The sequence below is a fragment of the Arthrobacter sp. NPDC055138 genome, from assembly GCF_053607305.1.
Genome location: NZ_JBSGTH010000002.1, coordinates 611,335 through 623,462 on the forward strand (window position 1 = coordinate 611,335; position 12,128 = coordinate 623,462).

The window sequence follows — 12,128 nt, forward strand, 5'->3', positions numbered from 1 at the left end:
GAACCGTATTGACCCCTTCTACTAAGAATAGAGCGCAAACCCGCCAATCGAAAGCGGCGGCGATCCAACTGTGACTCCGCCCATAAGGTTTTCATTCGCCGGCCTCCGGCAGCTCCTGTCGGCCCGCTCCCGGACCGGGCGGCAACGGCCGGCGGGCGCCCGGCTGGAGCAGCGAAGCCGGCAGGATCCCGGCTGCTCCAAACTTTCGATTGACTTCGTCCAGGGCCTGTTCAGCGTTGTGCCACGTATCTTCATGTCCGTCGAAACTAAGCTGCTGGCCGCCGCGGCCGGCGTCCTCCAGCTGCTCCGCCCGGAGCCCGATCAGCCGAACCGGTTGCGGACGGTCGCCAAGATCCGACAAGAGGGCCGCGGCTGCTGCCTGGAGCTGCTTCGCGCTGTTTGACGGCGCCTGCAGCTTCCGCGACCGGCTCAAGGTGGTGAAGTCGGAATAGCGCAGCTTCAGCGCGATGGTTCCGGCGCGCAAGCTGCCGGCCCGCAGTCTCGCCGCCGTGCGGTAGGCCAGCCGCAACAGTTCGCGGTGCAGCAGCTGGTCGTCGTCGACGTCCTTCTCGAAGGTCTCCTCGGCGCCGATGCTCTTCTCCATGCGTTCGGGGGTCACCACCCGATCATCGATGCCCCAGGCGAGCCGGTGGACGTGGTCGCCGGTGGCGCCCAGCACGCGGTGCAACGCGGCCTGCGGGGTCTGTGCCACATCGGCCACGGTCCGGATGCCGAGGCGGGCAAGGACCTCGGCCGTCTTGGCGCCGACGCCCCACAAGGCGCCGACCGGCAACGGATGCAGGAAGGCCAGCGTTTCGGCCTCGGGTACCAGCAGCAGCCCATCCGGCTTCGCGTGGGTGGAAGCGATCTTCGCCACGAACTTGGAGGCAGCGATGCCCACAGTCGCGGTCAGCCCCAGCTCGTCGGAGATCCTGCGGCGGATCAGCGCGCCAATCTCCAGCGGCTCCCCCAGCCGCCGTCTTGCGCCGGCCACGTCAAGGAAGGCCTCGTCGACACTGAGTGGCTCCACCAGCGGAGTGATCTCCCGGAAGATCGCCATGATCCGCGCCGAGGCCTGCTGGTACTTCGTGTGGCTGGGCTCAATGATCTGTGCCTGCGGACACAGCATGCGCGCCCGGGCCATGGGCATGGCAGAGCGGACCCCGTATTTGCGGGCCTCATAGGAGGCGGAGAGCACCACCGCCCGGCCGGAGGCGGACCCCACAATCACCGGTACTCCAACCAGCTCGGGCCGCTCCAGCAGTTCCACGCCAACAAAGAAGGCATCCATATCCACGTGGAGGATGGTGCAGTTCTGTTGGTCCGGGGAGGTCACAGAACTATCGTAGGCGTGACGCCACGGCTGCACGGGCGCCGCACGCGATTGTCTAGACTGGTCTGCAGACATCGGAACCATCGCGAGGAGCGCCGCCCCATGCCGTACGGCCGAACAGGAATCCCGCCATGCACGGGCCGACCGGAGGTAGCAGCATGGAGCCGTCACTGACCCCAACGAGTCCTGCCGAGCAGGACGACTTCCGGCAGGCCGTTGCAGGCATGCTGCAGCAATTCCTGGGCGGGCAGAAGGAACTGTTGCTCGATGCGGCCCCGGACGCGGCGCCGTTGGTGGAGGCCATCGCGGACCTCACCGCGGGCGGTAAACGCCTGCGTGCGCTGCTGGCGTACTGGGGGTGGCGCGGCGCCGGGGGGTCGGTGCTGGCCGAACCGGCAGTGCAGGCCGGGGTCGCGCTGGAACTTTTCCAGGCAGCGGCGCTGATCCACGATGACATCATCGACCGCTCGGATACACGGCGGGGAAACCCGAGCGTGCACCGCCGGTTTGAACAACAGCACCGCCGCAACGGCTGGGCGCTCGACGCCGAACGCTACGGACAGGCCTCCGCCCTGCTGGCCGGTGATCTCTGCCTGTCCCTCAGCGAGGAGGTCTTTTCCGGCATCGGGGCGCAGTCTGCTGCCGGGACACCGGCCCGCACCATCTTCAACCGGATGCGAGCCGAAGTCATGGCCGGCCAGTATCTGGACCTATTGGAGGAGGCTGCCGGCCCGGGCCGTCCGGTTGAGACCGCCGTGGACCGCGCGCTGCAGATCCTGCGCTATAAGTCGGCCAAATACTCCACCGTCCACCCGCTGGGCGTGGGCGGCGCCTTGGCCGGCGCATCAGCTGGACTGCTCGACGCCTACGAAGCGTTTTCGCTGCCGCTGGGCGAAGCCTTCCAAATCCGGGACGATGTGCTGGGCGTCTTCGGCGACCCGGCCACCACCGGCAAGCCCGCCGGCGACGATCTGCGGGAGGGCAAGCGCACGGTCCTGATCGCACACACCCTTATTCACTGCACGCCGGCCGAACGCGACCTGCTGGAAGCCAAACTGGGTTCGCCGGATCTTTCCGACCGGACAGTGGAGGAACTCCGCGGGCTGATCACCAGCAGCGGCGCCTTGGCGGCAGCGGAACAGATGATTTCCGAACGGACGGCTGCGGTCGATGAAGCACTCGCTGCCCTGCCCGTGACCGAGGATGTCCGCCACGCGCTGGGCCGGCTGGCCGACTCGGCGGTACGCCGCAACGCTTAAAGCAGGCGGGCTCTGTCCGCGGCAACCGCGGACAGAGCCCGTATTCAGAACAAAGAGGTGCGGCCGGTTACCAGCCCAGCGCCTGGGCACGGCGGCGGATCTCGGTCTTTCGGCCTTCACGCAGGGCGTCAATCGGCCGGCCGGGCAATGAATCGTCGGCGCTAAAAAGCCAGCGCAACGCTTCCTCATCACTGAAGCCGGCATCGGCGAGGACCGCCAGCGTTCCCTTGAGGCTCTCGAGGACGCCTGACTCGACCAGGAATGCTTCCGGCACCGAGCGGATCTGGCGCTCCCCCACCTTTGCCGCCAGCAGGGCCCGTTCCTCCAGCAGGCTGCGCACGTCCCTTACGGAGACGTCCAGTCGCTCTGCGACGTCGGGCAGCGGCAGCCAATCGGCAATCAGTTCTTCAAGTTCACTCACTGTATAAGCGTGCCATGCTGACCCACGCGGAGCCATTTCAAAAGCTCGACACGCCGCCTTCATTCTTCATTCACCAGCTGCGGCTGTTGTGTTATGCGCCGATAGTGTAGATTCACTTGAGTCACAGTTTTAACATTGATAACAAATGACACACCAGTACCACTGTGCGGCCCGTTGGGGGACGCTCGCCAGGCCGCAGAACAAGGATGAGGGACATCAATGACCGATCAGCGCCCGATCACGCGCAACGACCGCAGCCAGCCCCGCCGGGTGCTACTGTCCGCGGCAGCAACCGCGGCGATTCCCGCCGTCGTGCTGTCCTCAGCCGCATTGGCCATGCCCGCGCAGGCGGCGGATCTTCCGCCCCGCGCCGCGCTGCAGCCTAAGGCAGCGATACCGGGTGTCACGGTTCCCACCGCCGCCTTCATTCCCGCCTCCCAGGTCGCCGCCCAGTTGCCCGCTGCGCTGCGCACGCAGGCCACTGGATCCGCCCACACGGTGCGCGCCGGCGAAACGATCAGCGGCATTGCTTCCCGCTACGGCATCTCCACGAAGAAGGTGCTCTCGCTTAACGGCCTGAGCGCCAGCACCATCATTCACCCCGGCCAGAAGATCAAGCTCGGCGGTTCGGCCGCCGCCAAGTCCTCCGGCAGCACGGCCGCCAAGTCCTCCTCCGGTGCCGGCAACTACACGGTCAAGTCCGGCGACACGCTCTCCGGCATCGCCGCCAAGCACGGCATGAGCCTGGGCGCCGTCCTCTCCGCCAACAACCTCAGGGTCAACTCGGTCATCTACCCCGGCCAGAAGATCAAGGTCAAGGGCGGCAAGTCCTCCGTGTCCAGCGCCTCGGTCCAGACCACGGCTAAAGCTTCCACCCGGGTCGGCAACGCCTCCAGCTCCGGCAATTACACGGTCAAGTCCGGCGACACGCTCTCCGGCATCGCCGCCAAGCACGGCATGAGCCTGGGCGCCGTCCTCTCCGCCAACAACCTTAAGGTCAACTCGGTCATCTACCCCGGCCAGAAGATCAAGGTCAAGGGCGGCAAGTCCTCCGCGTCCGGTAGCTCGGCCAAGGCCCCGGCGAAAGCTTCCACCAAGACTTCCAAGGCCTCCGCCAGCGGCAACTACACGGTCAAGCCGGGCGATACGCTCTCCGGCATCGCCGCCCGCCACGGGATGAGCCTGGCCTCCGTCCTCTCCGCCAACAACCTCAAGGTCACATCCGTGATCCATCCCGGCCAGAAGATCAAGGTCACCGGCGGGACCGTGTCCAGCGCATCGACGTCGTCCAAAGCGCCGGCCAAGGCACCGTCCCAGAGCAACGCTGCCGGCTCCGGCAGCTACACCGTCAAGTCCGGGGACACGCTCTCCGGCATCGCCGGCAAGCTCAACGTGACGCTTTCCAGCCTGCTGCAGGCCAGCGGCCTGAAGTCGACGTCGATCATCTACCCGGGCCAGAAGATTGGCGTCCCCGGCAATTCGACGGCTTCGCAGACCACGACGTCGAACGTGGGCACCGCGTCTGCCGCGCCGCTGGTGCCGAGCACCTTCCTGCATTACACCTACCCCGAAGCGGTAGTGTCCAAGGCGAACGAGAACAAGCGTCTGCTGCTCTCCACGCCGCAGCCCAGCCAGGCGCAGATGAAGGACATCATCGCCGAAACCGCCCGCAAGATGGGCGTCGATCCCAAGCTCGCGCTGGCACACGCCTACCAGGAGTCCGGCTTCCAGCAGACCGCCGTGTCTCCGGCCAACGCCATCGGCGCCATGCAGGTCATCCCGTCCTCGGGCGAGTGGGCCTCGGATTTGGTGGGCCGCAAGCTCAACCTGCTGGATCCCTATGACAACGCCACCGCCGGTGTGGCGATTATTCGGTCCCTGGTCAGCACCAGCCCGTCCCTGGACATCGCCATCGCGTCCTACTATCAGGGCCAGTACGGTGTGATGACCTACGGCATGTACAAGGACACCAAGGCCTACGTGGCTTCGGTGAAGTCGCACATGAAGAAGTTCTAGCCGGCCACGGCCCTCGCCGCGAAAGGACCCGAACCACAGTGTTGATTCGGGTCCTTTCGCTCATCGGACTAGGATCGTAGAGTGCAGCAACCGGCAACTGATTCACTGGTCGGCGCCCTGATCGACGGACGCTACCGTGTTCTTTCGCGCCTCGCGCGCGGCGGGATGTCCACCGTCTATCTGGCGTCCGACACCCGGCTGGACCGCAATGTGGCGCTCAAGGTGCTCTATCCCTATCTCGCGGAAGACCAAAGCTTCCTCGAGCGGTTTGAGCGAGAAGCCAAATCGGCGGCCCGGCTCTCGCACCCCCATGTGGTGGGCGTCTACGATCAGGGCATCGACGGCAACGTCGCCTACCTGGCGATGGAATATGTCCGCGGGCACACGCTCCGCGACCTGTTGAACGAATCTGCGCCATTGACGCCCCGGCACGCGCTGGCCGTGCTGGATCCGGTCATCGAGGGGCTCTCGGCCGCGCACGCCGCCGGCCTGGTCCACCGCGACATCAAGCCGGAGAACGTCCTGATGTCCGACGACGGACGGATCAAGCTCGGGGACTTCGGCTTGGCGCGCGCGGTGACCACCAGTACCAGCACCGGCACCCTGATAGGGACGGTGGCATATCTGCCGCCCGAGTTGGTCACCGGAACGGCGGCCGATGAACGCAGCGATGTTTACTCCGTGGGAATCATGCTGTTCGAGATGCTGACCGGACGCCAGCCCTTCACCGGAGACGTGCCCATCCAGGTGGCCTTCCAGCACGTCAACTCCACCGTTCCGGCGCCGTCCACCCTGGTTCCCGGGCTCGCTTCGGATCTGGACGAACTGGTGCTCTGGTGCACGGGTTCGGACCCGGACCAGAGGCCGGTGGATGCCACGGCCCTGCTGGGCGAACTGCGGCACGTGCACAAGTCGCTCAGCGATGCACAGCTGGACCTCCAGAGCGGACCGGCCCGAGAAGCGGGGACATCGGCCACCGAAGTCATCGCCTCCGATCCACGCCGCACCACCGTGATCTCCCGTCCTACCCAGCACACCCAGATTTTCAGCGCCGGCCAGGCCGCTGCGGCACCGGCAAGCGAGCAACGGCCGCTATCCGCGCGGGAGTCGAAGAAACGCCAGCGGGAACTCGCCCGCAGCGCCCGGCGTCCGGAACAAAACCTGCGTCGTGGCAATCCACGGCGCCGCGGCATGATCTGGATTGTTGTGCTGGCGATCGTGGCCGCGCTGGTTGCCGCCGCGGGATGGTTCTTCGGCATGGGCCCCGGCGCGCTCGTTGCCGTACCGGACGTCGCCGGAAAACCCGTGGCGGAAGCCCAGAGCTTGCTCCAGGAGCAGGGGCTGGAGTACAGGCTGCAGGAAGTTTTCGACGAAAAAGTGGCCAAGGGAATCGCCGTGGGCACGGAGCCGGACGCGCCCATCGAAGTACGCCGGTTCGAGCCTCTGGCGCTCGTGGTGTCGAAGGGGCCGGAACTGTTCGCTGTCCCGCCGCTGGCGGGCATGACCTTGGACAAGGCCACCGCCACGCTGGAAGAGGCCAACCTCGCCGCCGGCAAGGTCAAGAAGGCCTACGACGAGGACGTCGCCGCAGGCACGGTCCTCAGCCACAAGCCTGCCGAAGGCGAACAGCTCAGGCGGGGCTCCGCCGTCGAGCTGACCGTTTCGAAGGGGCCAAAGCCCTTTGACGTCCCCCAGGTGGTGGGCCAGCCCCAGGGTGACGCCGCCGCCGCCTTGGAAGGTGCCGGGCTGAAGGTGGAAACAGCACCCGAGGCCGTCTTTGACCGAAACGTCCCGGAGGGATCGGTCGCCGCGCAGGCTCCTGCCGAGGGCCAAGTGATCCGCGGCGACACGGTCACCTTGACGCTCTCCAAGGGACCGCGGATGGTCGACGTCCCGGACATGGTTGGCCTGCAGGTAGACGACGCAGAGCGCCAACTGAAGGAACTTGGCTTCGAGGTGGAAGTCAACGAGATCCTCGGCGGTTTCTTCGGCACGGTCCGGGCCCAGGATCCGGTTAATGAGTCGGTGCCCGAAGGCTCCGTCATCACGCTGACCGTGGTGTGACTCCGGCAGCCTGGCCGTCCGGCGGCCGGCCTAGCTGGGTCAGCAGGGCCACGCACCCTTGAGCGGCAGAAGGCCCGGAACCTGTTCCATGGTTCCGGGCCTTCTGCTGTGTGCTGGTAAAGCTGGGCCGGCTACTGCTGGCGGGAGAGTGCCCCGGCCACCAGGAACGCCATCTCCAGCGACTGCATGTGGTTCAGTCGCGGATCGCAGACGGACTCGTAGCGGTCCAAAAAGGCCGTCTGGTCGATCGGATCGGCACCGCCGAGGCACTCGGCCACGTCGTCGCCGGTCATTTCCACGTGCAGGCCGCCGGGGAACGTCCCGAGTTCGTGGTGGACATCGAAGAACCCGCGCACCTCGTCGATCACGTCGTCGAAGTTGCGGGTCTTGTAGCCGTTCGGCGAGGTGACGGTGTTTCCGTGCATGGGATCGGTCACCCACAGCACCTTGGCGCCGCTTTCGGTTACCCGCTTGACCAATTCCGGCAGCTTCTGGCGGATGTTGCCGGCACCCATGCGGGTGATGAACGTCAGCCGTCCGGGTTCGCGTTCCGGATCCAGTTTGTCGATCAGCCGCAGGGCGTCGTCGGCCGAGCTGGTCGGTCCCAGCTTGACCCCGATCGGATTGCGGACCTTGGACAGGAATTCCACGTGGGCACCGTCCAGCTGCCGGGTGCGTTCGCCGATCCAGAGGAAGTGACCGGAGGTGTTGTAGGGCAGGCCGGTGCGCGAATCGATGCGCGTCAGGGCCCGCTCATAGTCCAGCACCAGTGCCTCATGGCTGGCGAAGAACTCCACCCGCTTGAGCGCGTCGAAGTCGGCTCCGCAGGCGTCCATGAATTTCACCGCGCGGTCGATTTCGCGCGCGAGCGACTCGTAGCGGGAATGTGCCGGATTGGCCGTGAAGCCCTTGTTCCAGTGGTGCACCAGCCGCAGGTCGGCGAATCCACCTTGGGTGAAAGCCCGGATCAGGTTCAGTGTGGAGGCCGAGGTGTGGTAGGCCTGCACCATCCGGCTGGCATCGTGGGCGCGGGACTCGGGGGTGAAGTCGAACCCGTTGACCATGTCGCCGCGGTAGGCCGGCAGCGTCACGCCTTCGCGTGTCTCGTCGTTGGACGAACGGGGCTTGGCGAACTGGCCGGCCATCCTGCCCATCTTGATCACGGGCAGCGAGGCGCCGTAGGTGAGCACCACGGCCATCTGCAGAATGGTCTTGACCCGGGCGCTGATCTTGTCGGCTGTGGCTGCACCGAAGGTCTCGGCGCAATCCCCGCCCTGGAGCAGGAAGGCCTTGCCGTCGGCGGCTTGGGCCAGACGTTCCCGCAGGACGTCCACTTCGCCGGCGAAGACCAGCGGCGGCAGGGTGTTCAGCTCGGCAACGGCCGAGGCGTGGACCGAGGCGTCGTGCCAGCTGGGCTGCTGCACCACCGGCAGCTCGCGCCAGTCATCCAAACCGGGGTAGTTCGCCGCCGTGGGCAGCTGGTCGGGAACGGAAGCAGTAAAGGTTGTATCGGTCACGACTCAATCGTAGACCGCCGCTCTGCCCGGCTTCATGTGGAGAGGTCATGCTCCGACGACTTGCCGTCACATTGCGGCTGGATTAGTGCGGGCTGTCCTGGCCCGGACTCGGGGCGGTTCCGCGGCTCTCCGGAAGCGCAGCCGGATCCGCCGGCTGGGCGGCGGACCCGCCCGCAACTTCATTCCCGGCCACCCCGTCGGGTGCGGCGCCTGCAGCGGCCGCGCCTGTTGGTGCGGCCGGGGATGCGGCGGCTACGGTGTCAGCGGAGGCCGGACCCGCGGTTCCGGGCTGCTCGTGCCCCGACATAGGAGGTGCAGGCACCTCTGCGGCAGGCGTTGTTGCGCCGATCACCGTGATGGCACCGGGTGCTTTGGTCTTTGACGGTTCCGGTTGCTCCGCGGGCAGCCCGACGGCGGCCTGGCGCTGGCTCTCCCCGCGGGCCGGCTTGCGTGCCGATTGCCGCGCCTTTACGGTGCTGGCGTACGAATCGACGTATTCCTGCCCGGAGAGCCGCATGATCTCGTACATGATCTCGTCGGTGACCGAGCGCTGGATGAACCGGTCGTCTTCCAGGCCCTTGTAGCGGGAGAAATCCAACGGTTTGCCCATGATGATGCCGACCCGGCGGATGTTGGGGATGCGCCGGCCGATCGGCTGGACCTTGTCGGTGCCGATCATCGCCACCGGAATGACCGGTACCCCGGTGCTCAGCACCAGCTTCGCCACGCCGGTCTTGCCGCGGTACAGCTTGCCGTCCGGCGACCGGGTGCCTTCCGGATAGATGCCCAGCAGCCCGCCCTCCTGCAGCGCGTCCCGTCCGGCCAACAGGGAGGTGGCCGACGCCGCCCCGCCTGAGCGGTCCATCGGCAGCTGGTTCGTCATCGTGAAGAACGCCGCCGTGAGCTTGCCCTTGATTCCCTTGCCGGTGAAGTATTCGCTCTTAGCCAGGAACACCACGGGCCGTGAAACCGCCAGCGGCAGGAAAATCGAATCCGAGAAAGAAAGGTGGTTACTGGCCAGCACGGCAGGCCCGTTATCCGGAATGTTGTCCAGGCCCTTGACCCACGGCCGGAAGAGCAGGCGAACCACCGGCCCCACGACGATGGTCTTCATAAACCAGTAGAACACGTGTGCCTTTCCATTCCGCCGCCGCAGGCCGCATAACAATTCCGTTTGAGACTCTACTCCAGCTTGGCGTCTGCGTGGCCGCGCCGCGGGCTAGGACGCAAAGGAAGGGGACGGCAATCAATGGCCGAACGGCTCCCATAATGACACGATAGTGCCATGACTTCTGCTCTCGACGGGGCCTTCTCCAGCTCCGGGCACGGCCCCCATTCCCGTCTGGGCGTGGTGCTGCTGCATGGCTTTACCGGTTCCCCGCGCAGCATGCGGGGGTGGGCGGAGAGTTTGGCCGATGCCGGCTTTGCCGTGCGGCTGCCGTTGCTGCCCGGCCACGGCACCACGTGGCAGGAGCTGGGAACATCCCGCTGGCAAAGCTGGTACGGGGCGGCCGAGCAGGCTTTCGCCGAACTCGCCCGCGAGCGCAGCCAGGTCTTCGTCGCCGGCCTGTCCATGGGCGGCGCCCTCGCGCTGCGGCTGGCCGCGCATCGACCGGTCTCCGGCGTGCTGCTGGTAAACCCGGGGCTGACCATCGCCGATCCTCGGGCACCGTTCTCCGGACTGATGAAGTACGTGCTGAAATCCGTGCCGGCCATTGGCAACGACATCAATATGCCGGGCATCGATGAGGGTGCCTACGACCGCACCCCGGTGGCGGCCGCCCACCAACTGGGCCAGCTCTTCAAGACGGTGGTGGCCGACCTGCCCCGGGTCACCGCTCCGACCCTGGTCTTCCGCTCCGCCGTGGACCATACGGTGCCCGAGTCCTCGATGCGCGTGCTCCGCCGCCGCATCGGCACCGAGCGGCTGGAGGTGGTGCCGCTCGCGGACAGCTACCATGTGGCCACTATGGACCACGACGCCGAGCTGATCTATCGCAGATCGGCGGAATTCATCCAGGCCATCGCGGCCACGTCATCACCGAACTCAGGAGCCAGCCGTGCCGGGGCATGAACAGGACCGGGACGACGCCGTCTGGCAGGATCTGGTGGCCCGGCTGGAAGAAACCGACTCCGGCAACCCGGATGGACCCCTTCCGGAGCAGCCTGCAGCCGACGGCGGCACGGATCCCCGACGCCTGCGCGATATCTTCGAACACCGCCTGCCGGAGGTCGGGACGCCGGGCGGGTCAGCCGGCCCGCGGGACTACGTCGTCGAGGAACCGGACGAGGACGAGGGCTACGTACCGCCGGAGCCCGAACCATTGGGCGCCGGCGAGCCGCTGCTCGTGCTGGCGTGGATCGGCGCGGTGGGCTCGCCGCTGGGTCTCCTGCTGACCGCCATGCTGTGGCGCGGCGCACCCTTGGCTGCGGTGCTGGGCATGGTGGTCCTGTTCGTGGCTTCCGCCGTCTACCTGCTCTTCCGGCTGCCCAAGGAACGCGACGGGTACGACGACGGCGCACGCGTCTGAGGCGGCCGGCGCGGGGATCAGCCGGCGGCGGCCCGGGCGAGGTCTGCGGCACCGATCATCCCGGCCCTCGGTCCCAAGGCCGCCAGCCGGACGTCCGCCAGTGGGCGGAAACCCCGGCCGGTCAGGTTCCGCTCCAGCGCATGGCGTGCCGGCTGCAGCAACAGATCGCCGGCTTCACAGAGTCCCCCGCCGATCACGAACAGACCCGGATCCAGCGCCGCGGCCAGATTAGCCAGTCCCAGCCCCAGCCATTCGCCGGTCTCCTCCAGCAGCCGGACACTGGCCGGATCGGCCCGCTTGGCTTGCTCGGTCACCACTGCGCCGGTGATGTCCTCCACGATGCCGCCCGTGGCCTGCAGCCATCGCTGGGCCACCGGGGAATTCGCCGCCGCCAGTTCCCGGGCCTCGCGGCCCAGTGCATCGCCCGAGGCGTACTGCTCCCAGCAACCGCGGTTTCCACACGCGCAGCGGTGTCCGCCGGGCATGATGACCTGGTGCCCGAACTCCCCCGCAACACCCCAGCGGCCCCGCTCCAGCCGGCCGTCCATCACCATGGCTCCGCCGATGCCCGTGCCCAGGGTGATGCACACCAGCCGCGGCTCTCCTGCCCCCGCCCCAAAACGGAACTCGGCCCATGCGGCGGCATCGGCGTCGTTGACTACCGTGACGGGCCGGCGGAGCAGCCGCTGCAGGTTGTCCCGCAGCGGTTCGTTCCGCCAGGCCAGGTGCGGGCTGAACAACACGGTGCCGCCGGAAAGATCCATCCAGCCGGCCGCGCCAACGCCCACCGCCACCACCTGGTGCTCGGACGCCACCTCGCGCACCAGCGCGGCGATGAGCTCTTCCACGTCCCGGGGATCGTGGCCCGGGGTCGGACGGACCAGCTCCGCGACCACGTTCCCGGCACCATCGATGGCACCGGCCGCCACCTTGGTGCCGCCGATATCGATCCCCACCGACAGTCCGCTGTTCTCCACCTCCCCATCG

10 protein-coding genes are annotated in these 12,128 nt (G+C 67.1%); 5 read left to right on the plus strand and 5 right to left on the minus strand.

All coding sequences use genetic code 11. From position 1 onward, the window contains the following. Window positions 1-91 precede the first annotated feature (91 nt). Window positions 92-1,291, minus strand: a complete 1,200-nt coding sequence (gene dinB, locus ACWF5H_RS07940) for a DNA polymerase IV (RefSeq protein WP_452036076.1) — start codon at window positions 1,289-1,291, stop codon at window positions 92-94. Between the two features lie 200 nt (window positions 1,292-1,491). Between dinB and ACWF5H_RS07945 the strand changes: the two genes are divergently transcribed. Beyond that, complete coding sequence (locus ACWF5H_RS07945) at window positions 1,492-2,592, plus strand: polyprenyl synthetase family protein (RefSeq protein ID WP_452035993.1); 1,101 nt, start codon at window positions 1,492-1,494, stop codon at window positions 2,590-2,592. A 67-nt stretch (window positions 2,593-2,659) separates the two neighbouring features. Here ACWF5H_RS07945 and ACWF5H_RS07950 read toward each other — a convergent pair whose 3' ends face one another. Next, a complete protein-coding gene (locus ACWF5H_RS07950) occupies window positions 2,660-3,013 on the minus strand; it encodes an Rv2175c family DNA-binding protein (protein ID WP_452035995.1) in 354 nt (117 codons plus the stop codon). A 738-nt stretch (window positions 3,014-3,751) separates the two neighbouring features. On the opposite strand from ACWF5H_RS07950, the gene ACWF5H_RS07955 reads away from it, so the two are divergent. Further along, entirely contained in the window at window positions 3,752-5,029 is a 1,278-nt protein-coding gene (locus ACWF5H_RS07955) for a LysM peptidoglycan-binding domain-containing protein (protein WP_452036078.1), read from the plus strand. Window positions 5,030-5,110: 81 nt separating this feature from the next. Continuing rightward, a complete protein-coding gene (gene pknB / locus ACWF5H_RS07960; protein ID WP_452035997.1) occupies window positions 5,111-7,093 on the plus strand; it encodes a Stk1 family PASTA domain-containing Ser/Thr kinase in 1,983 nt (660 codons plus the stop codon). A gap of 131 nt (window positions 7,094-7,224) precedes the next feature. On the opposite strand, the gene ACWF5H_RS07965 is transcribed toward pknB, so the two are convergent. Then, window positions 7,225-8,610: a class II 3-deoxy-7-phosphoheptulonate synthase gene (locus ACWF5H_RS07965; protein ID WP_364649608.1), complete on the minus strand. Its 1,386-nt coding sequence runs from the start codon at window positions 8,608-8,610 to the stop codon at window positions 7,225-7,227. A gap of 82 nt (window positions 8,611-8,692) precedes the next feature. Next, window positions 8,693-9,739, minus strand: a complete 1,047-nt coding sequence (locus ACWF5H_RS07970) for a 1-acyl-sn-glycerol-3-phosphate acyltransferase (protein ID WP_452035998.1) — start codon at window positions 9,737-9,739, stop codon at window positions 8,693-8,695. A gap of 156 nt (window positions 9,740-9,895) precedes the next feature. On the opposite strand from ACWF5H_RS07970, the gene ACWF5H_RS07975 reads away from it, so the two are divergent. Continuing rightward, window positions 9,896-10,684, plus strand: a complete 789-nt coding sequence (locus ACWF5H_RS07975) for an alpha/beta hydrolase (RefSeq protein WP_452035999.1) — start codon at window positions 9,896-9,898, stop codon at window positions 10,682-10,684. Beyond that, complete coding sequence (locus tag ACWF5H_RS07980) at window positions 10,671-11,141, plus strand: hypothetical protein (RefSeq protein ID WP_364649599.1); 471 nt, start codon at window positions 10,671-10,673, stop codon at window positions 11,139-11,141. The genes ACWF5H_RS07975 and ACWF5H_RS07980 overlap by 14 nt, the downstream gene beginning before the upstream one ends. A gap of 17 nt (window positions 11,142-11,158) precedes the next feature. Here ACWF5H_RS07980 and ACWF5H_RS07985 read toward each other — a convergent pair whose 3' ends face one another. Next, complete coding sequence (locus ACWF5H_RS07985) at window positions 11,159-12,118, minus strand: ROK family glucokinase (protein ID WP_452036000.1); 960 nt, start codon at window positions 12,116-12,118, stop codon at window positions 11,159-11,161. Between the last annotated feature and the right edge of the window lie 10 nt (window positions 12,119-12,128).